At 41.2% G+C, this 20,379-nt stretch carries 19 protein-coding genes and 1 pseudogene; 10 read left to right on the top strand and 10 right to left on the bottom strand.

All coding sequences use genetic code 11. The annotated features are described in order from the left end of the window. Positions 1-69 precede the first annotated feature (69 nt). The 5 genes from darA to darE all read left to right on the top strand — a co-directional run bounded on the left by darA (position 70) and on the right by darE (position 6,559). Positions 70-240: a darobactin family peptide antibiotic gene (gene darA / locus SLS51_RS07900; protein ID WP_323837109.1), complete on the top strand. Its 171-nt coding sequence runs from the start codon at positions 70-72 to the stop codon at positions 238-240. Between the two features lie 579 nt (positions 241-819). Continuing rightward, complete coding sequence (gene darB / locus SLS51_RS07895; protein WP_323837106.1) at positions 820-3,189, top strand: darobactin export ABC transporter permease subunit; 2,370 nt, start codon at positions 820-822, stop codon at positions 3,187-3,189. Positions 3,190-3,197: 8 nt separating this feature from the next. Continuing rightward, a complete protein-coding gene (gene darC / locus SLS51_RS07890; protein ID WP_323837104.1) occupies positions 3,198-4,451 on the top strand; it encodes a darobactin export ABC transporter periplasmic adaptor subunit in 1,254 nt (417 codons plus the stop codon). A 1-nt stretch (position 4,452) separates the two neighbouring features. Continuing rightward, entirely contained in the window at positions 4,453-5,115 is a 663-nt protein-coding gene (locus SLS51_RS07885; RefSeq protein WP_323837103.1) for an ATP-binding cassette domain-containing protein, read from the top strand. 154 nt (positions 5,116-5,269) lie between these two features. Next, the gene (gene darE / locus SLS51_RS07880) at positions 5,270-6,559 is read left to right on the top strand and encodes a darobactin maturation radical SAM/SPASM protein DarE (protein WP_323837101.1); all 1,290 of its coding nucleotides are present in this window, start codon (positions 5,270-5,272) and stop codon (positions 6,557-6,559) included. 261 nt (positions 6,560-6,820) lie between these two features. Here darE and lpxM read toward each other — a convergent pair whose 3' ends face one another. The 3 genes from lpxM to znuA all read right to left on the bottom strand — a co-directional run bounded on the left by lpxM (position 6,821) and on the right by znuA (position 10,216). After that, positions 6,821-7,789 (bottom strand): lauroyl-Kdo(2)-lipid IV(A) myristoyltransferase, encoded by a 969-nt coding sequence (gene lpxM / locus SLS51_RS07875; RefSeq protein WP_323837099.1) that lies wholly within the window; start codon positions 7,787-7,789, stop codon positions 6,821-6,823. A gap of 151 nt (positions 7,790-7,940) precedes the next feature. Then, the gene (gene mepM, locus SLS51_RS07870) at positions 7,941-9,248 is read right to left on the bottom strand and encodes a murein DD-endopeptidase MepM (protein WP_323837097.1); all 1,308 of its coding nucleotides are present in this window, start codon (positions 9,246-9,248) and stop codon (positions 7,941-7,943) included. 20 nt (positions 9,249-9,268) lie between these two features. Continuing rightward, positions 9,269-10,216 carry a zinc ABC transporter substrate-binding protein ZnuA gene (znuA, locus tag SLS51_RS07865; protein ID WP_323837095.1) on the bottom strand — a complete coding sequence of 316 codons (948 nt, stop codon included), beginning with the start codon at positions 10,214-10,216 and terminating at the stop codon, positions 9,269-9,271. Between the two features lie 76 nt (positions 10,217-10,292). Here znuA and znuC point away from each other — a divergent pair, with 76 nt between their 5' ends. Continuing rightward, positions 10,293-11,066, top strand: coding sequence for a zinc ABC transporter ATP-binding protein ZnuC (znuC, locus tag SLS51_RS07860; RefSeq protein WP_323837093.1), 774 nt, complete (start codon positions 10,293-10,295; stop codon positions 11,064-11,066). Next, positions 11,063-11,848, top strand: a complete 786-nt coding sequence (znuB, locus tag SLS51_RS07855) for a zinc ABC transporter permease subunit ZnuB (protein ID WP_323837091.1) — start codon at positions 11,063-11,065, stop codon at positions 11,846-11,848. Before znuC ends, znuB begins: the two co-directional genes overlap by 4 nt. Positions 11,849-12,065: 217 nt before the next feature. On the opposite strand, the gene ruvB is transcribed toward znuB, so the two are convergent. The 6 genes from ruvB to aspS all read right to left on the bottom strand — a co-directional run bounded on the left by ruvB (position 12,066) and on the right by aspS (position 17,434). Beyond that, positions 12,066-13,073 carry a Holliday junction branch migration DNA helicase RuvB gene (ruvB, locus tag SLS51_RS07850; protein WP_323837089.1) on the bottom strand — a complete coding sequence of 336 codons (1,008 nt, stop codon included), beginning with the start codon at positions 13,071-13,073 and terminating at the stop codon, positions 12,066-12,068. Between the two features lie 16 nt (positions 13,074-13,089). Next, the gene (gene ruvA / locus SLS51_RS07845) at positions 13,090-13,707 is read right to left on the bottom strand and encodes a Holliday junction branch migration protein RuvA (protein WP_323837087.1); all 618 of its coding nucleotides are present in this window, start codon (positions 13,705-13,707) and stop codon (positions 13,090-13,092) included. 79 nt (positions 13,708-13,786) lie between these two features. Beyond that, complete coding sequence (ruvC, locus tag SLS51_RS07840; protein ID WP_214088114.1) at positions 13,787-14,308, bottom strand: crossover junction endodeoxyribonuclease RuvC; 522 nt, start codon at positions 14,306-14,308, stop codon at positions 13,787-13,789. Positions 14,309-14,451: 143 nt separating this feature from the next. Further along, complete coding sequence (locus tag SLS51_RS07835; protein ID WP_323837083.1) at positions 14,452-15,195, bottom strand: YebC/PmpR family DNA-binding transcriptional regulator; 744 nt, start codon at positions 15,193-15,195, stop codon at positions 14,452-14,454. A 29-nt stretch (positions 15,196-15,224) separates the two neighbouring features. Next, a complete protein-coding gene (gene nudB / locus SLS51_RS07830; protein ID WP_323837081.1) occupies positions 15,225-15,662 on the bottom strand; it encodes a dihydroneopterin triphosphate diphosphatase in 438 nt (145 codons plus the stop codon). Beyond that, on the bottom strand, positions 15,662-17,434 hold the full coding sequence (gene aspS, locus SLS51_RS07825; protein ID WP_323837333.1) for an aspartate--tRNA ligase: 1,773 nt from the start codon (positions 17,432-17,434) through the stop codon (positions 15,662-15,664). Before aspS ends, nudB begins: the two co-directional genes overlap by 1 nt. A 276-nt stretch (positions 17,435-17,710) precedes the next feature. Here aspS and SLS51_RS07820 point away from each other — a divergent pair, with 276 nt between their 5' ends. Next, positions 17,711-18,106 (top strand): MAPEG family protein, encoded by a 396-nt coding sequence (locus tag SLS51_RS07820; RefSeq protein ID WP_323837079.1) that lies wholly within the window; start codon positions 17,711-17,713, stop codon positions 18,104-18,106. A gap of 102 nt (positions 18,107-18,208) precedes the next feature. On the opposite strand, the pseudogene SLS51_RS07815 reads toward SLS51_RS07820, so the two are convergent. After that, positions 18,209-18,298, bottom strand: a pseudogene (locus SLS51_RS07815) (plasmid stabilization protein); the annotation flags it as partial. A 293-nt stretch (positions 18,299-18,591) separates the two neighbouring features. Here SLS51_RS07815 and cmoA point away from each other — a divergent pair. Both cmoA and cmoB read left to right on the top strand, forming a co-directional pair. Beyond that, the gene (cmoA, locus tag SLS51_RS07810) at positions 18,592-19,350 is read left to right on the top strand and encodes a carboxy-S-adenosyl-L-methionine synthase CmoA (RefSeq protein ID WP_323837077.1); all 759 of its coding nucleotides are present in this window, start codon (positions 18,592-18,594) and stop codon (positions 19,348-19,350) included. Beyond that, positions 19,347-20,318, top strand: coding sequence for a tRNA 5-methoxyuridine(34)/uridine 5-oxyacetic acid(34) synthase CmoB (cmoB, locus tag SLS51_RS07805; RefSeq protein ID WP_323837075.1), 972 nt, complete (start codon positions 19,347-19,349; stop codon positions 20,316-20,318). Before cmoA ends, cmoB begins: the two co-directional genes overlap by 4 nt. The last annotated feature ends 61 nt before the right edge of the window (positions 20,319-20,379 follow it).

Below are 20,379 nucleotides of genomic sequence, written 5' to 3'. Positions count from 1 at the left end.
ATAATATCTCTATTAGAAGGAAATAGCGGATTAATTCATTAACCATCTAAAAATAAAGTGGAGATTATCATGCATAATACCTCAACCTATAAAACTCAAGAAGCATTGAATTCCCTTGCTGCATCATTCAAAGAGACCGAACTCTCAATTACTGAAAAAGCACTGGAAGAATTAAACAGTAAACCAAAGATCCCTGAGATTACCGCCTGGAACTGGTCAAAGAGCTTCCAAGAGATTTAACCCTACCCTATCAGGTTATTTTATTTTCCTGCAAAAAATGCCTATTAGGATAAATACTGCATCCGTTCAATTAAAAATTTTTTGAACCTTGACCATAGGGTAATCCTATGAATTTTTTGGGATTACCCTAAATAATTTCATTATGTGAATATAATAATTTGAACAATATAGATAAATGTTTTCACCTACGAAGGAAATTTTGTCTTTTTCTAAAAGAGATAATATACTCATTAGATTAAATTTTTTCATCTCTACATATAAATATAATGGATTTCAGTAACTCAAAAGTGTAAAAAGATGAGAAAAAACGCATATTGACAAAAAAACACTTTAGTTGGATCTTCATGTAGTTGTGTGGAAGACTCAAAAGCAAGGATAGCCGTCTCATCCACACCACGGTACATTAGCATTTATATTAAAATTTTTCCTATACCCTATGGATGTCAAGATGCATCGCGACGGCAAGGGAGTGAATTCCCGGGAGCATAGGTAACTATGTGACCGGGGTGAGCGAGTGCAGCCAACAAAGAAGCAACTTGAAAGATAACGGGTATATACAGTAAGGAATGGTAGCCACAAATGAACGCTATTAACATCTCAAAATCCATGAAGCGTTTCAATATCTCAGTATCGATACTCTCAGTGTCAATAGCGATATTAGCCATTTATTTACTTTCCACCACCTTCTATTCAGATACGCAGGTCGATAACGATTATGGAAACAATAGCAGTTTTTACCGGGTAGAAACGACCTTTAATTTACCTAACGGAGAAAAAGTCAGATCAGCAAAATCACCCTTGCCACTCACAGACGAACTGAGAAAAGATGAGAGAATAAGCCACGTAAACTACTTTTTTAAACTTAACACTACGATTGAATTAAAGGGAAAGAAGATCACTAAAGTCCCTGTGTTTGCGGTAAATGATGAATTCTTGAATATCCTATCTCCCTTTAAGAAAGTGGATACCTCTCTGGGCGCAAATGAGATTTATATCACAGAAGAGTTCAATAACCACTATCTCGGCTTAGCAAATCCCAAAGGGAAATCTCTCGTTTTAAACAATGAAACCTATATCATCAAAGATATTTTAGAAAGACGTCGCGATTCCAGCCTTAATATTCAAGCTATTATTGCATTTAAACCAACGCTGATTAAAGATTACAATAAAGAACTATTCAATTGGTATGATACCCAGGCTTATATTTTCATAAGATTTGCTAATGAAAAGTCAATGTCTAACCTCAATACACTACTCAATCATATTATTGAAACCAAAGCGCCCAATCTTCCAGGTGCGCCATTTACTGCCAGCGAATTTATTCATCTATCACTAAAAAAATTAAAAGATATGCATTATCAAGATGGATTACCTGATGAAATATCTACTGGTTTATCAAAGGAGATAATCTATAGCTCATATATTGCATTCGCGTTTATCTTATTTTCAGCGCTCACCAACTACTATAATTTAACCTCTGCGGATTCAGCAGAAAAAAGGGATATCTATCAGTTAAAGAAAGCATTAGGTGCTTCAACTTTCAATATTATCAAAGATTCATTACCTTCCATGCTGATCAGAATGACATTCTCCACCTTTATTTTCTTACTACTTATTATCACAACATTCAGTACATCACATTATATCAAGAATATATTTTCCCTATTAGAAATAAAGAGTTTAATATATCTGGGGATATTCTCTATTTTTATCACTTTTATGCTTATTTCATCAATACATTTTTCATTCTCATTACGTTTCTATATTTATCAAAGAAACAGAAAAATGGATATGAGATATGAATCAACACTTGCCTCTTGGTTTAGAAAATCATCGTTAGCTATTCAATTACTTGTTTCTGGGGTATCTATTTATTTAGTCACTGGACTAGCAAATCAATATATTCACCTTGTTGATTTATACACGCCGTATGATAATACCAAGACAATATCGGTAGCAATTAATAACGATAATAGCAAAAAATTAGCGATTAATGAATTAAGCTATAATCTTATCAGCCAATACAATACATCAAACATAACCCTAAGTAACTGGCGACCATTTGACATGTCAAGGGAAAATATCACTGTTTACTATTCCGGCCAACAAAACAAGAATAACTATATTTCGTCTAATGTTATTACTGCGGACGAGAATTTTACTCATGTATGGAAAATGAAAATCTTAGCCGGCGGAAATAATCGAGTATATCAAAGTGATAATGAGAATATAGTCAATGCATTAGTTACAAAAGAATTTTTAAAACAGAATGGCATCACTCAATACGATGATATTTTTAATAATTACTATTGGTACATAATGGAGGACAAAAAGATCCAAATTAGATTTATTCAGATTATAGATGATTTTAATTTAGGCGCGGTAGATGAACCTTTTCGACCCATCATTGTTTTCATAAAAAAAGATCACAGCAAATATGCTTCGCTGAATCTAAATGATATTAGTCACCTTACTCCGACACTCAAAAAATTATCAGAACAGGGTTTTGATAAAAATGACATTGATTTAACCAGTGATTTATTTGATGCTTATTATGATAACTATTTAAAAGTAATAAAATTATCATCGGCTGTCGCTATATTTTCCATCCTATTATTAATCATTGCCTGTTTTACTACCAGTATGACTGACTTTAACTCTATGAAAAAAGAATTAAGTATAATGGAGTCTATTGGCGGCTCCATTTATACAAACCTTACCCACTTTTTATCGAAAAGCGTTATCCCTATTATCGCATCAATTTTCGTAGCATATCTATTGGGAAGAACAATTTTAGTTTATCTACTCGATGAATATGGCGTAATTTACACTGACTCTTTTGTATACAGTGCTTTCGCGCTATCTGCCACAATGATATTCACCGTTATTATCATGATCACTACCTATTTGGTGAATTATAGAAAACTCTCTGCTACTAAATTTTTGTGAGATTAATCATGGATATAGAAATTAGAAAAAAAAGCATGCATAATAAGGAGAAATTATTAATTCTCATTTTCTTTATTGCTTTTATTTCATTTATCGCCTTTATTATCTATTACGTCACTTCAGCCAAAGAAGCTGTCGTCAATGAAAATGAAGTGACTCAATTTCATGTCAGTAGCAAAGTAGATAGCGATATTCTGAAAACAAGAGCGGTTGTTATTCCTAATAAAAGCGTGTCTATTTCAACAGAAATTGGCGGTATTGTTACTGATATAATGAAAAAACCATCACAAGATGTTTTGAAGAGTGAAGAAATCGTTAAATTATCTAATTTTAATTTCACATTGAGTAATTCCGCAATGTTAGCGGATGTTACAGACAAATTGAATAATTTGATCAATATCAGAATAAATTTGCAATCTGATTACAGGGATATCAATAACAGATTCTTAGAAGCCGATAAAGAGTTGAAAAAGGTAGCAGACAAGTTAAGACGATATCATGATCTTGTACACAAAAATTATGTTTCTAAAGAAACTTTGTCTGATTTAAAGATTAAAAGAGATTACTGGCACAATGTTTATTTATTTTACAAAAAATTGAAAAATGATAAAGATCGAGATATAGCAAAGCAATTAAAAGAAATAGACGAATTTGTCGAAAAACAGCGAAAACTTTCCGAAATTATTGAAAATGGTTTTGAACAACTTTCAATAAAATCACCTATAGCCGGTAATATCAGTTCATTAGATTTAATTTTAGGTCAGCGATTAAAGCCTGGCGATCAAATTGCTATTGTGGATGACTTATCCAGCTTCTATTTTGAATCAGAGATTAACGAATATTATTTAAATAAAATAGCCTACCATTCATCTGCCAGCTTAATCTATAACAATGGAAAAATCCCTTTACTTGTGAAGTTAATTTCATCTGAAGTCAATAATGGAACATTCAAAGTTAGATTTGAATTGGAAGATAAGAAAGCCATTAACTTCAAACGGGGGCAATCCGTTGATGTCATTATTAAACTTAATGAAGATCGAAAAATATTCTCCGTACCTTCATCAATGATCTTTTCCATTGATAATAAAAGCTATGTATTTGTTTACTATCCAGATAAGAAAATTGCTCAACGTATTCAAGTGTCTATCGGGCAGAATAATGGTTCCAATATTGAGATTAAAAATGGTGTTACTGAAGGACAAACGTTAGTAAGCTTTGGTAAAAACAGATTGGTTAATAATGATACCGTAAGGATTGAATAAAATGATTAGTATGATGAATGTCTGTAAATCATATAAAACGAAATTTATTCAAACAAATGTTTTGAATGAAATAAATCTCAATATAGATAAAGGTGAATTTATCTCCATAATGGGCGCATCTGGATCAGGGAAATCAACATTACTCAACGTTATTGGCATGTTTGAAACGATTGATAGCGGTCAATTCACACTGAATAATAGCAATATTTTAGCAATGAAATATTCTGAAAAAATATCATTCAGACGAGAATTTATTGGTTATATTTTTCAATCATTCAATTTATTACCCAATCTAACTGTATTTGAAAATATAGAACTACCATTGAAATATAGAGGTTTTTCCAAAAAACAGAGAAAAAATAAAGTATTTGATGCAATAAGTCATTTTGGATTAGAAAATCGGGAAAATCATAAACCGGTACAATTATCTGGCGGACAACAACAACGTGTCGCTATTGCCAGAGCAATGATATCAAATCCTACTATTTTATTGGCTGACGAGCCAACGGGGAATCTAGATAGCGTAAATGGTCAGAATATTTTATCTTCACTTAAAGCTCTCAACGAAAATGGCACGACGATTGTTATGGTAACCCATTCCATTGAAGCGGCTGCATTTTCTCACAGAACATTAACCATGAAGGATGGCCATTTGCTTGCTTGAGCATATACCCTATGGATTTCAAGATGTATCGTGACGGCAAGGGAGCGAATCCCCGGGAGCATAGATAACTATGTGACTGGGGTGAATGAGTGCAGCCAGCAAAGAGGCAACTTGAAAAATGACGGGTATAAATAACATAATAAAGGAGTTCATTATGGACACAATAATCCCAATAAAACATTTAGATTCAGATGAATCATCGATTCTCAAGAAATCGCCTAAGATTAATTACAGGCAGTTGGCTTGCAGAATTATCGGCGAAATCCCGGCTGAAAAGATATTAGATGATGATGAATTGGCTTTATATAATGAGGAAATAGGTATACACCTTAGCCCTGAAATTATTAATGCCAATAAGTTAGTCGTTGTTGTTAAAGCTACCAGGCTTTGCAATTTAAGGTGTACTTATTGCCATTCCTGGGCAGAAGGAAAAGGAAATACGTTAACATTCTTCAATTTAATGCGCTCTATTCACCGTTTCCTATCTATACCCAATATAAAGCGATTTGAATTTGTCTGGCATGGAGGTGAAGTGACTCTATTGAGTGTTAATTATTTTAAAAAACTTATCTGGTTGCAAGAGCAATTTAAAAAGCCAGATCAAGTTATCACCAATTCAGTACAAACCAATGCGGTCAATATTCCCGAAGATTGGCTGGTATTCCTTAAAGGGATCGGGATGGGGGTAGGTATAAGTGTTGATGGTATTCCAGAAATACACGATAGTAGGAGATTAGATTATAGAGGCAGACCAACATCTCATAAAGTTGCCGCAGGTATGAAAAAACTAAGGATTTATGGTATACCTTATGGTGCTCTTGTTGTTGTCGATAGAGATGTTTACGAATCAAATATAGAAAAAATGCTCTCTTATTTTTACGAAATTGGTTTAACGGATATTGAATTTTTGAATATTGTTCCAAATAACCGTTGTCAACCTGGTGACGATCCTGGAGGAAGTTATATAACCTACCATAATTATATTAATTTCCTTTCCAAGGTTTTCCGTGTTTGGTGGAATGGTTATCAAGATAAAATCAATATTCGTCTGTTTCATGGATTTATTGACAGTATTAAATCATCTCAAAAGAAAATATCAGATTGTTATTGGGCAGGTAATTGCTCTCAGGAAATTATCACTTTGGAACCTAATGGCACAGTATCAGCATGTGACAAATATGTTGGTGCCGAGGGCAACAATTATGGTTCGATTATCGATAATGATCTTGGGCATTTATTAGCTAAATCAAGCACAAATAAGAATCATCTTAAAGAGGAAATGGAATCATACGAAAAAATGCATCAATGCAAATGGTTTCACTTATGTAATGGTGGATGTCCTCACGATAGAGTGACTAACAGAAAACATAATCCGAATTATAATGACTCATGTTGTGGAACCGGAGGTTTGTTAGAGACAATAAAACAAACCATAGCGGCATAAATGCTATCCTGATATTTTAAGTACAAGTATAAAATGCCTCGTCAAAATACCCCCTATGCCCTATAGATTTCAAGATGGATCGCGACGGCAAGGGAGAAAATCCCCGGGAACATAGATAATTATGTGACCGGGGTGGGTGCAGCCAACAAAGAGGCAACCTGAAAGATGACGGGTATAACTATTGAATGCCATATCCAATAGTTAGGGGGACAATACAAACTTTCAAGCCGTGATAATGACTTTACATCTTTGTGGCTAAAATCACAGATCTTCTCTCCCATAGGGCCCAATATCACCCGCTTTCCGAGTCTTAAGTAATTTAAGTATCCAGGTATATTGTTCAGGGTTCGGTCGCACCAATTGCTCCAACTCTTCATTCATTCGGCGAGCAATAAAAGCGTCATCTTTGCCATCAATATCATCCATTGGTGGACGAATATAAATATCAAGCTGATGAGTACGGTAATTATAAACCGGAAACAACGGCACAATAGCGGCACGACAAACCTTCATCAATCGCCCAATTGCCGGCAATGTCGCTTTATAAGTTGCGAAAAAATCAACAAATTCACTGTGCTCCTCACCATGATCTTGATCAGGTAGATAATATCCCCAGAAACCCTGGCGAACAGTAGCAACAAACGGTTTAATTCCCGCATCACGAGAATGTAAACGGCCACCAAAATGATGGCGAACTTTATTCCACAGATAATCTGCAACCGGGTTTTTCTGGTGATGGAACATGGCTGATATTTTCTGTCCACCCACAGACAGTAATATCGCTGGAATATCCACAGCCCAACCATGAGGCACCATGAAAATAACGTTTTTCCCCTGCGCTTTCAGTTGAAGAATAATCTCTTCCCCATGCCACTGCGTCCGGCTTAACGTTGATTTTGTACCACGTAAACACAGTTCAGCCAACATAACAAAAGGTTGAGGTGCGGTAGAAAACATCTCATCAATCAATGCTTCACGCTGTTGCTCCGTCAGTTCCGGCATACAGTAACACAGATTTATTCTTGCTCTACGACGTGCCCCTTTCGCTAACTTACCCGCCAACCAGCCTATTTTAGCCAGCAGAGGATCACGCACTTTAACCGGCAGGTAAGCCAGCCCGGCCAACACACCAATGCCCAGCCATAATCCCCAATAACGAGGATGTAGGTAAGATTTATGAAATGTCGGCACATAACCAGCTTTATTGTCTGTATCTGTTTCTTTATGCATGAGATAACTCTTTAAAACAAAACGATAATTTGCCATTTTAATACAGGGATCTATATCAACAGATGTCAACATATCTTGTTCTGCAATACAAAACGACAGCGGATGATAACAATCATCCGCTTTAAAGTCTGTTACTAATGAACAATTAAACTCAATCTAACAGAAGCTGGGGCGTTACCTCTTTTACCATTGTCAGGAATTCTGTGCGTTCTTTACCACTCAAACCGCCAGAACGCGGCAATTTCGCCGTTAATGGGTTTACCACCTGCTGATTGATCCAGAATTCATAATGCAAATGTGGGCCGGTAGAACGACCAGTGCTACCGGACAACGCGATACGATCACCCCGTTTTACCTTCTGCCCTGATTTCACCAACAGCTTTCTCAAGTGCATATAACGCGTGGTATATTGGCGACCATGACGAATGGCAATAAAGTTACCTGCTGCTCCGTTATATTTGGAGACAATCACCTCACCGTCACCCACCGCCAAAACAGGCGTTCCCACCGGCATAGCAAAATCCACCCCTTTGTGTGGCGCAACCCGACCGGTGACTGGATTCACACGCCGAGGATTAAATTGGGAAGATACCCGAAATTGCTTGGTGGTTGGAAAACGCAAAAATCCGCGCTCCAGACCGGAACCTTGACGATCATAAAAACGCCCATCTTCCGCCCGGATAGCATAATAATCTTTACCACCACTATTTAGGCGAACACCAAGTAATTGGCTCTGTTCACTGTGACCATCCAACATTTCACGGGACAGCAATACAGAGAAACGATCACCTTCATGTAATTTACGCAAATCAATTTGCCATTGCAGTGCCTTGGTGACTTCACGTGCTTCACTGCTGGTCAAGCCAGCATTTAAAGCACTGCTGGTAAAGTTATTATCAACAACGCCAACGACGACGCTGTTTTTCCACTCCCCTTTTTGAAACTCTTTTGTTTCTTTAAACAGATCGCCTTCACGGGTATAAATGCGCATTTCACGGCGGGAAACACCCCAAGTCAGCGTTTGCAAGTCACCCGCTTCATTGACTGTCCATGACAATGGCTGACCAATGTTCAATCCCCGTAACGCTTTATGCTGACTCGCCAGTAACGCTACATCAGAAGAGTCGATACCAAATTGGGTCAGAATATTACTGAGGGTGTCACCGTCGGAGACAATATATTCATGCGGAGTTTGAGCCGTGACCTCTGAGTTCGTCTCTTCATCAGGAATACCCTCGTCCGGTAGCTGTTCACTGCTATCTGCAATAATCTCATCACTATCTACGGGAAGATTGATGGCGATACTGCCGACTGTTGTTTCTTCTTGTTCATGATGATAAGCAATAGGTTGCCACATAGTGACAACCAATGTTGCTACAGTCAGCGAACCCAACATAATTTTATGCGGTCGCGGTAACTCCTTATACACCAGAACGATAGTTTTAACTATCTGTTGCACTCATTGAATTCCTTATTGCTTTAATTCAGGCAACCCGCGTACTGTTCCGACAACTGAGTTATAAATTTCATATAGCTGTCCTTATCCAATACGATGCGGCCTCCTAACGGATCTAAAGTGCCCATACGCACTCCCGTATCCTTCGCCACAGCATTAATAACGGTCGGCCTGAATTGTGGCTCAGCAAAAATGCAAGTTGCTCTCTGCTCAACCAATTGTGTTCGTATATGATGTAATTTTTGTGCGCCAGGTTGTATTTCAGGATTAATCGTAAAATGTCCTAATGGCGTCAAGCCATAATGCTGTTCGAAATAGCCATAAGCATCGTGAAAAACAAAATACCCCTTACCACGCACCGGCTTAAGAATATTAGCAATATTTTTGTCAGTTTGCGCAAGCTGAGCATTGAATTTACGTAGGTTTACGTCCAGCGCTGCTTTTTTCTGCGGATAACGCGCTTTTAATTGATCATAAATCCCCTGTGCAACCTGTTTTGCGATTTCTGGTGATAACCAGATGTGCATATTATATTCACCATGAGAATGATGTTCATGACCATCTTCATGTTTATGCTGATCCGGTTCGGGTAAATCTTTATCATTTTTCAACAATAATGGCCTTATCGTTGGCAATTGTGCTAAAGCTAACTGTTTATTTTGTGGAACTTTGGCTAACGGTTTAGACAAAAAGATTTCCATCTCAGGTCCAACCCACACAACTAAATCCGCCTGGTTAACTTTCCTAAGATCAGACGGTTTCAACGCATAATCATGCGGTGATGCCCCATCAGGTAACAGTATCTGCGTATCAGTTACACCCTCAGTTATTGCCGCAGCAATAAAACCCAACGGACGGATTGATGTCACAACATCAGCATTAACCGATTGTATCGTTCCTGACATGAAAACAGCAGTAATCGCGGTCTTGCAGAGAAACTTGTGCGCTAGTTTATATGATTTGTGTAACATAATGTAAATATCTCGTGGACAGAAACCAGAATTGTTATATTATAACATCTCAATGTTCACGCAAGATATATTTAACATGTCGACACTCATCACTTTAAAAAATGTTGCTGTTAATTTCGGCGATCGTCGGGTATTAAACAATATCTCTCTTCATTTGCAACGAGGGAATATTCTGACTTTGCTAGGTCCTAATGGTGCCGGTAAATCAACTTTAGTCCGCGTTGTTTTAGGGCTCATTGAGCCATCATCCGGCACTATTGAACATACCGATGGGTTGAAAATCGGCTATGTTCCACAGAAATTGCATCTTGATCCCACCCTGCCATTGACAGTTAAACGCTTCATGATGCTAAAACCCGGTGTAAAATCTGGCGATATATTGCCGGCACTTGAACGGGTAAATGCTGCTCATCTATTGCAACAGCCCATGCAAAAATTATCCGGCGGGGAAAGCCAACGGGTTTTATTAGCCAGAGCACTATTAAATCAACCTCAATTACTCGTCCTTGATGAACCAACACAAGGGGTCGATGTTAATGGTCAATTAGCACTTTATGATTTAATTAATCAAATCAGGACCGAATTGCATTGCGCTGTACTGATGGTTTCCCATGATTTGCATCTGGTCATGGCGAAAACAGACGAAGTTTTATGCCTTAATCAACATATTTGCTGTTCCGGCACACCTGAAGTTGTTTCAACTCACCCTGAATTTATCGCTATGTTTGGTCATCACGGTGCTGAGCAATTGGCAATATATCGCCATCAACACGATCACCATCAACACAATCACCATCATGATCTGAAAGGGAAAATTATCTTGGAAAATAACAGGGAATGCCACTCATGATCGAATTATTATTCCCCGGTTGGTTGGCCGGCGTATTATTGGCTATTGCTGCCGGGCCATTAGGTTCATTTGTTGTCTGGCGCAGAATGTCCTATTTTGGCGATACTCTGGCTCATGCTTCATTGCTGGGCGTTGCTTTCGGATTATTGCTAAATATTAGCCCTTTTTACACAATTATCGCCGTCACGTTGATACTGGCAATTATTTTGGTTTGGTTGGAGAAACGTCCTCAATTGGCAATCGATACTTTGTTGGGGATTATGGCTCACAGCGCATTATCATTAGGGCTGGTGGTTGTCAGTTTAATGTCTAATGTGCGAGTTGATTTGATGGCTTATCTGTTTGGTGATTTGTTATCAGTCACCTATGAAGATATTTGGTTAATTGCCATCGGTGTCATCATTGTCACCACGCTGCTGTTCTGGCAATGGAACGCCCTGCTCTCTATCACCGTCAGTCAAGAAATGGCTTTTGTGGATGGAATTAAAATACAGCGGTTAAGAGTGCTGTTAATGCTGGTAACAGCATTGACAATCGGCTTGGCAATGAAGTTTGTCGGCGCACTGATTATCACCTCCCTGCTCATTATCCCGGCCGCCACTGCTCGCCGTTTTGCCCGCACACCGGAGCAAATGGCCGGTATTGCTATTGTGGTTGGTATACTTGCCGTCACTGGTGGATTAGCTTTCTCCGCCATTTACGACACACCAGCAGGACCCTCTGTCGTGCTATGTGCTGCGGTGATGTTTATTATCAGCCTGATCAGTAAAGCAAAAAATTGATCCACTGAGTGGGTATAGACCCTATGGATTTCAAGATGCATCGCGACGTCAAGGGAGCGAATCCCCGGGAGCATAGATAACTATATGACCGGGGTGAACGAGCGCAGCCAACAAAAAAGCAACTTGAAAGATAACGGATATAACCCAGTTATCAGGAAAACGGGATAGGCTTCCCTCGCAGGAGTACCCATCCCGATTTTTCAGGTCATTAAACAAATCATTCCTGATCTCTGACCATACCAAAATGGCGATAAGCATGTTCGGTGGCAATTCGTCCACGGGAAGTACGTTGAATAAAACCTTGCTGGATCAAAAAGGGTTCCAGCACATCCTCAATCGTTTCCCGCTCTTCACTAATAGCAGCGGCAAGGTTATCTACCCCAACCGGCCCGCCCATAAATTTATCAATGATGGCAATCAGTAATTTACGATCCAGATAATCAAAACCGGCAGCATCCACGCTCAACATATCCAGCGCTCTAGTAGCAATATTGCCATCAATCGCACCATTCCCTTTTACTTGAGCAAAATCACGTACCCGGCGCAGTAAACGGTTTGTAATCCGCGGCGTTCCACGAGAACGCATGGCAACCTGCCGAGCGCCATCGTCAGTGATCGCTACCCCCATAAAACGAGCACTGCGAGAAACGATACTTTGCAAATCGTCCACATTATAAAACTCAAGACGCTGCACGATACCGAACCGATCACGCAGTGGAGAAGTCAAAGAGCCTGCGCGAGTGGTAGCCCCAATCAGGGTAAAAGGCGGCAAATCAATTTTAATCGAACGGGCTGCCGGCCCCTCGCCAATCATAATATCCAGTTGGTAATCTTCCATTGCTGGATAGAGAATTTCTTCCACTACCGGCGATAAGCGGTGAATTTCATCGATAAACAACACATCGTGCGGTTCAAGATTGGTCAGCATTGCCGCCAAATCACCCGCCTTTTCCAACACCGGGCCAGAAGTTGTGCGAAGATTAACGCCCATCTCATTGGCAACAATATTCGCCAGCGTTGTTTTCCCCAATCCCGGCGGGCCAAAAATCAGCAGGTGATCAAGGGCATCACCACGCTGTCTGGCAGCCTGAATAAAAATCTCCATCTGCTCACAGACTTGCGGTTGCCCAACATATTCAGACAACAATTTAGGTCTGATTGCGCGGTCAATCACTTCATCGTCTTGCAAAACTTCCGCAGAAACCAGACGGTCAGCTTCAATCATGGCTTACCCCTGTAACTTAGAGAACAGCGCGAAGTGCTTCGCGGATAAGTGTTTCACAATCAGCACCCGGTTTAGCGATTTTACTTATCATGCGGCTAGCCTCTTGCGGCTTGTAACCCAGAGAGACTAATGCCGCAGCGGCTTCTGCTTCGCTATCAGCGTCAGAAGTTGTCTGTTTGGCCGTTGCCGGCAAATTAATATCACTGCTCTGATTGAAGAGATCGCCATTAAGCCCTTTAAAGCGATCTTTCATTTCAACCACCAACCGTTCAGCGGTTTTCTTACCTACACCCGGCAGTTTAACCAGAGAAGCGATCGCTTCTTGTTCAATAGCAGAAACAAATTGCTGCGCAGACATGCCTGAAAGAATAGCCAACGCCAATTTAGGCCCTACGCCATTCACTTTAATTAATTCACGGAATAGCGCCCGCTCCTGCTTATCATTAAAACCATAAAGTAATTGCGCATCTTCACGCACAATAAAGTGAGTAAACAGAACAGCTTCCTGTCCGGCATCAGGCAATTCATAAAAACAGGTCATTGGCATATGGACTTCATAACCAACGCCATTCGTTTCCAGTAAAACCAAGGGTGGTTGTTTTTCCAGCACAATTCCTCTGAGACGCCCTATCACTCGTTTACCCCCTAAAAAATAAAACTGATTGTTCTACTTATGGTTATAACATAAAAAAAGCTGGATGCATATCCAGCCATTATCTTAAACGTCCACGCGCCAAGATTAATCTGGGATCACCAACCCGCAAAAGATTCTGATTAAAGTGACAATGGGTTATCGCAATCGCCAATGCATCTGCCGCATCGGATTGCGGGTTAGCAGACAATTTCAGCACCGAGCGCACCATGTGCTGAACCTGACTTTTTTCAGCCGCCCCGGTTCCGACAACCGTTTGTTTCACCTGCCGCGCAGCATATTCAAAAACCGGTATAGATTGATTAACGGCGGCAAGAATAGCCACTCCCCGTGCTTGCCCTAATTTCAGCGCTGAATCGGCGTTTTTTGCCATAAAGACCTGCTCGATGGCAAAAGCATCGGGTTGAAATTGCGTAATAATTTCAAGGATACCCGCATAAATACGCTGTAACCGGCTAGGCAGATCATCAACTTTTGTTCGGATACAACCGCTGCCAAGGTAGCTCAAGTGACGCCCCTGCTGACGGATCACACCATAGCCAGTAACGCGGGAACCCGGGTCGATACCTAAGATAATCGCCATATTCTGTTTATTCGCCTTTGATTATCCCCTTTAATAAAGGAGATAAAAACGTTAGAGAAAGTGTCCTGTACCACAGCACACTTTCTCTACGCTATATACCCGTTATCCTTTTGAAATCCATAGGGTATACAACCCAATTGAAATTACAGCAAAGCAGCAACTTCATCAGAGATTTCACCGTTATGGTAAACCTCTTGTACGTCGTCTGAATCTTCCAACATATCAATCAAGCGTAATAATTTAGGTGCAGTTTCCGCATCTAATTCCGCTTTAGTGGAAGGGATCATCGAAACTTCTGCTGATACAGCCACAAAACCGGCCGCATCTAACGCATCTTTCACATTACCAAACGTTTCTGGTGTGGTGTAAACATCAATCGCGCCATCATCATAGGTTTCTACATCATCAGCGCCGGCTTCCAACGCCGCTTCCATAACCGCATCTTCATCCAGCCCTGGCGCGTAAGAAATCACCCCTTTCTTGGTGAACAGATAAGCCACCGAGCCATCAGTACCCAAATTACCACCGGTTTTAGTGAAAGCGTGACGAACGTCAGAAACAGTACGGTTACGGTTATCACTCAGACACTCAACCATCACCGCCGTTCCCCCCGGACCATAACCTTCATAAATGATGGTTTCCATGTTATCCGCGTCATCACTGCCGACACCACGGGCGATAGCACGGTTCAGAGTATCGCGGGTCATGTTGTTGGACAGTGCTTTATCAATTGCAGCACGCAGACGTGGGTTAGATGCCGGATCTCCACCCCCCAGACGGGCTGCCGTTACTAGCTCCCGGATAATTTTGGTGAAAATCTTACCGCGTTTCGCATCCTGCGCAGCTTTGCGGTGCTTGGTGTTGGCCCATTTACTATGACCTGCCATAAGGTTCTCCGATAAAACGTCTAATAAACTTATTCAATAACAAACTCTTCAATCGCCTGCCGATTGCTCCACGACTTAGTGAGCTTTACTGCTTTATCCGCATCCAGCCATTGATAAGCCTGATGTTCAGTCAACAAGCACTCTCGCTCTTCCGGCAATGCCAGACAGAACCAGTACTCTTTATTGCGGGTGACTCCTGGAGCATAGCGATGGCGTAAGTGGGTAAAAATCTCATAATAAAGAGAACGTCGGCAATCCATCAGTTCAAGATTTTCACCTATAATATCAATACCGACTTCTTCTTGCACTTCACGCAATGCTGTCTCCCACGGCGTTTCATCTCCATCAAGGCTGCCAGTGACAGACTGCCAAAAATCAGGATCGTCCCGCCGCTGTAACATTAGCACCCGTCGGCTGGAAAACGCATAAATAACCACCAGCACAGACTCGGGGCGCTTATAAGCCATTATTCACTCTCTTTTCTAGCAACAACAGAGATTGATAACTCTTCAAGGGCCGCCGGATTAGCATAACTTGGCGCTTCCGTCATCAAACAAGCGGCTGCGGTAGTTTTAGGGAATGCGATAACATCACGGATGTTATCCGTTCCTGTCAGCAACATCACCAGACGGTCAAGACCAAATGCTAAACCTGCATGGGGTGGCGTACCAAATTTCAGTGCATCCAGCAAGAAGCCAAATTTCTCCTGCTGTTCCTGCTCATTAATGCCCAAAATACGGAACACTACCTGTTGCATTTCATTACGGTGAATACGCACTGAGCCACCACCCACTTCGTAGCCGTTAATCACCATATCGTAAGCATTGGCAATAGCCGAAACCGGATCTTGCTCCAACTCCGCCGCTGACATATTACGCGGTGAAGTAAACGGATGGTGCATAGCGGTCAGGCCACCTTCCCCATCATCTTCGAACATGGGGAAGTCGATAACCCACAGTGGCCGCCAGCTATCCAATTTTGTCAGGTTCAGATCGCGCCCTAATTTCAGACGCAACGCTCCCAAGGCATCAGTGACCACTTTTACACTGCCAGCACCGAAGAACAAAATATCGCCATCCTGTGCGCCGGTACGGGAAAGCAGACCTTCAATCACCTCGGCATTCAGGAACTTGGCTATCGGACTTTGAACCCCTTCCAGACCGGCAGCACGTGCATTGACTTTTATCCACGCCAGCCCTTTTGCGCCATAAATCCCAACGAATTTGCCATATTCATCAATCTGCTTACGGCTCAATTCAGCACCACCTGATACCCGAATCACAGCTACGCGGCCTTTACTGTCATTCGCCGGTTCAGCAAAAACACTAAATTCCACATCTTTAACCAGATCTGCAACATCAACCAACTCTAATGGGTTACGCAGATCAGGTTTATCAGAACCGAAACGACGCATCACTTCGGCAAACGTCATCACCGGGAAATGCCCCAGATCAACACCTTCAATTTCAAGCCACAATTCACGGATCATCATTTCCATCATTCCCCTGACCTGCTCAGCAGTCATAAAGGAAGTTTCCACGTCGATCTGGGTAAATTCTGGCTGACGATCTGCACGCAAGTCTTCATCACGGAAGCATTTAACAATTTGATAATAACGGTCAAAACCGGACATCATCAGCAATTGTTTAAATAACTGCGGGGATTGAGGCAAGGCATAAAATTTGCCTTTATGAACACGACTTGGCACCAAATAATCACGGGCGCCTTCGGGTGTTGCTTTCGTCAACATTGGCGTTTCAATATCCAGGAAACCCTGATTATCCATGAAACCACGCACAAAACTGGTGATTTTAGCCCGTGTTTTCAGGCGATTTGCCATTTCAGGCCGACGCAGATCAATATAGCGATATTTCAGACGTTGCTCTTCACTGTTCGTCTGGTTGCTATCCAAAGGCAGCGGTTCGGAGCGGTTGATGATATTCAAACTTTCCGCAAAAACCTCTATTTCACCGGTGGCCATATCTTTATTAATTTGACTGTCAGGACGGGCGCGGACATTACCGGTGATTTGAATACAGAATTCATTACGCAGTTCAGCGGCCTGAGAAAATGCGGCTTGCTGATCCGGGTCAAAAAATACCTGAACAATCCCTTCACGGTCACGCATATCAATAAAAATCAAGCCACCCAGATCACGGCGGCGGTTTACCCAACCACAAAGAGTCACCTTCTGGCCTTCATGGGTCAGATTCAACTGCCCACAATAATCAGTACGCATACAATATCCTTTTACTCGGCTGTTGTGCTGTTGCTGCGGAAATTTTGGCATCGTTCTTGAACTTGAAAAGTGTCATGAAGTGTCAAAAAAGGTCGCCATTATAATGGAAATTCTGCTCAGAGATAAGGGCAGGTAATATCCCGATGCGATACCATTGCTTGATGTCTGATAATTGGGCAATTTATTTTCAATTCCCATCTATTTATAGCGACAGTTTTATTTTTGGGGTTTATCATAACTTAATTGGCCAATTTCGGTTAGGCAATGGAGTTAAAAATGGTTAGCTCGCTTTATGTTGTGTTGGGCGCACTATTATTGATTAAGCTGTCTTTTGATGTGGTTAAGTTAAGAACACAATATCGTGTCTCATATGGAGATGGTGGTTTTTACGAATTACAAACAGCGATCCGCATCCACGGTAATGCTGTGGAATATATTCCTATCGCTATGTTATTGCTGGTCATGATGGAGATGAACGGCTCAAATGTCTGGATGATACATGTCTGTGGTTTGATTCTGCTCATCGGCAGAGTCTTGCATTATTATGGCCTGTACCACCGTGAACTCCGCTGGCGACGTTCAGGCATGGTAGCAACTTATCTCTCAATCGTATTAATGGTGATGACAAATATTTACTACTTGCCTTGGGAACAGATATTTTCTCTCTACTAACCTGATAGTACTGACGCTGAAATAACAGGCAGCAAACTCGGCTGCCTATTATTCTAACCATAGCGGTTTCCTATATAAGGAAGACTTTCCAACGTTGACATGCAAAGCGAGATAGTAGGCGAATAATTCAGGAGGCACACCATAAAACGCAGGTTCATTCCGATTCAGGATTGCGACCACCTCACCTTCCCCCTGCAAATTTGATATGCCATACACCATCTCACTCTTTTACGTAAGCAAACAATAGGTCATTTAAAAGGTGCTTTTCAATGCATCTTTACTTTTATATCAAACCCAAAGATCCCCTAATGCTGACTAATGAAATCAAGGATTGATCGCGTCATGATATGATTTTTGTGCAACACTTAATCTCCTCAAATATTTCCATTATTCACTCCTTTCAAGCACAGAGAAAATTGGTTCAAGGTCAAGCTTTACATCTGTTAGAATGCCACCTTCTATTTTTTCTGATAATTAATGCTGTTATGTCAAATCAAGATCCTTACCATCAAAGGGATAGCCTGTTTGCCACGCCCATTGCCAATCTGGGAGACTGGCATTTCGATGAACGGGTAGCCGAAGTTTTCCCTGATATGATCCAACGCTCCGTGCCAGGCTATTCAAATATTGTTTCCATGATTGGTATGCTGGCCGGCCGTTTCGTGACATCAAACAGTCAAATTTATGATCTGGGTTGTTCTCTAGGTGCATCAACCCTGGCAATGCGCCGCAATATTATCGCTGAAAACTGCAAAATTATCGCCGTTGATAATTCCCCGGCAATGGTGGAACGCTGTCGTCGCCATATTAATGCTTTCCGGGCGCAAACACCGGTTGAAGTCATTGAAGCCGATATTCTTAATATCGATATTCAAAATGCTTCGATGGTCGTACTGAATTTCACCTTACAATTCCTCAACCCGCAAGATCGACAAGGTTTACTAAACCGGATTTACCAAGGATTACGTCCTGGTGGTGTTTTAGTTTTATCAGAGAAATTCAGCTTTGAAGATCAACAGATTGGAGAGTTACTGTTTAATATGCACCACGATTTTAAGCGTGCTAACGGATATAGCGAACTGGAAATCAGCCAGAAACGCAGCATGCTTGAAAATGTCATGTTGACTGATTCTGTAGAAACACACAAATCCCGTCTCCATCAATCCGGTTTTAACCATGTTGAAGTCTGGTTTCAGTGTTTCAACTTTGGTTCACTGCTGGCGATAAAAGGAGCCGATAAATGATCGATTTCGGTAATTTTTATCAACTTATTGCAAAAAATAACCTCCAGCATTGGCTTAATTGTCTTCCTGCTCAATTGCAAGCATGGCAAAAAGCGGCCCTGCACGGTAATTTTAAATCATGGGTAAAAACCCTGGAAAACCTACCCGAAATTTCACCGACCCAATTAGACCTGAAAAATGGCGTGATCGCAGAATGCGATCCGCCCCTATCCGCAGGTGAAAAAATTTGCCTTACCAATATATTGCGAATATTCATGCCGTGGCGCAAAGGCCCATTCTCGCTTTATGGTGTAAATATTGATACTGAATGGCGTTCAGATTGGAAGTGGGATCGAGTACTGCCCCATATTTCTCCATTAACCGGCCGGACAATTCTTGATGTTGGCTGCGGCAGTGGCTATCACCTGTGGCGGATGGTCGGTGAAGGGGCTGAACTTGCCGTTGGTATCGATCCAACTCAGCTCTTCCTTTGCCAATTTGAAGCTGTCAGAAAGTTACTTGGCAATGATCAACGCGCCCATCTTTTACCGCTGGGCATTGAACAATTACCGGCACTGGCCGCTTTCGATACAGTCTTTTCAATGGGCGTTCTCTATCACCGCCGCTCTCCTCTTGACCATCTCTGGCAATTGAAAAACCAGCTTATATCCGATGGTGAACTGGTATTGGAAAGCCTGGTTGTTGAAGGAGATGAACATACCTGTTTAATCCCAGGTGAACGTTATGCTCAAATGCGCAACGTCTACTTCATTCCTTCGGCAAAAATGCTGAAAATCTGGCTAGAGAAGTGCGGTTTTGTCGATGTGAAAATTGTCGATCAGGCAGTCACAGCCACGGAAGAACAACGTCGTACAGATTGGATGAAAACTGAATCACTATCTGATTTCCTCGATCCTACGGATAGCAGTAAAACCATTGAGGGTTATCCCGCCCCCCTACGGGCAGTACTGATCGCCCGTAAGCCCTAATTTTTCGAACTGGCCCAACATTGGGCCAGTTCATATACCCTATGGATTTCAAGATGGATCG

The sequence above is a fragment of the Photorhabdus africana genome, from assembly GCF_035181445.1.
In the GTDB taxonomy this organism is placed as follows: domain Bacteria; phylum Pseudomonadota; class Gammaproteobacteria; order Enterobacterales; family Enterobacteriaceae; genus Photorhabdus; species Photorhabdus laumondii.
This window is presented reverse-complemented; position numbering and strand designations above follow the sequence as displayed.

What these genes read in the sequence shown, in the direction of transcription:
- cmoB (WP_323837075.1), top strand. Translation starts at nt 19,347, where the DNA reads ATGATCGATTTCGGTAATTTTTATCAACTTATTGCAAAAAATAACCTC.
- darB (WP_323837106.1), top strand. Translation starts at nt 820, where the DNA reads ATGAACGCTATTAACATCTCAAAATCCATGAAGCGTTTCAATATCTCA.
- cmoA (WP_323837077.1), top strand. Translation starts at nt 18,592, where the DNA reads ATGTCAAATCAAGATCCTTACCATCAAAGGGATAGCCTGTTTGCCACG.
- znuC (WP_323837093.1), top strand. Translation starts at nt 10,293, where the DNA reads ATGTCGACACTCATCACTTTAAAAAATGTTGCTGTTAATTTCGGCGAT.
- znuB (WP_323837091.1), top strand. Translation starts at nt 11,063, where the DNA reads ATGATCGAATTATTATTCCCCGGTTGGTTGGCCGGCGTATTATTGGCT.
- darA (WP_323837109.1), top strand. Translation starts at nt 70, where the DNA reads ATGCATAATACCTCAACCTATAAAACTCAAGAAGCATTGAATTCCCTT.
- ruvB (WP_323837089.1), bottom strand. Translation starts at nt 13,073, where the DNA reads ATGATTGAAGCTGACCGTCTGGTTTCTGCGGAAGTTTTGCAAGACGAT.
- darE (WP_323837101.1), top strand. Translation starts at nt 5,270, where the DNA reads ATGGACACAATAATCCCAATAAAACATTTAGATTCAGATGAATCATCG.
- znuA (WP_323837095.1), bottom strand. Translation starts at nt 10,216, where the DNA reads ATGTTACACAAATCATATAAACTAGCGCACAAGTTTCTCTGCAAGACC.
- ruvC (WP_214088114.1), bottom strand. Translation starts at nt 14,308, where the DNA reads ATGGCGATTATCTTAGGTATCGACCCGGGTTCCCGCGTTACTGGCTAT.
- SLS51_RS07835 (WP_323837083.1), bottom strand. Translation starts at nt 15,195, where the DNA reads ATGGCAGGTCATAGTAAATGGGCCAACACCAAGCACCGCAAAGCTGCG.
- SLS51_RS07820 (WP_323837079.1), top strand. Translation starts at nt 17,711, where the DNA reads ATGGTTAGCTCGCTTTATGTTGTGTTGGGCGCACTATTATTGATTAAG.
- darC (WP_323837104.1), top strand. Translation starts at nt 3,198, where the DNA reads ATGGATATAGAAATTAGAAAAAAAAGCATGCATAATAAGGAGAAATTA.
- aspS (WP_323837333.1), bottom strand. Translation starts at nt 17,434, where the DNA reads ATGCGTACTGATTATTGTGGGCAGTTGAATCTGACCCATGAAGGCCAG.
- nudB (WP_323837081.1), bottom strand. Translation starts at nt 15,662, where the DNA reads ATGGCTTATAAGCGCCCCGAGTCTGTGCTGGTGGTTATTTATGCGTTT.
- lpxM (WP_323837099.1), bottom strand. Translation starts at nt 7,789, where the DNA reads ATGCATAAAGAAACAGATACAGACAATAAAGCTGGTTATGTGCCGACA.
- SLS51_RS07885 (WP_323837103.1), top strand. Translation starts at nt 4,453, where the DNA reads ATGATTAGTATGATGAATGTCTGTAAATCATATAAAACGAAATTTATT.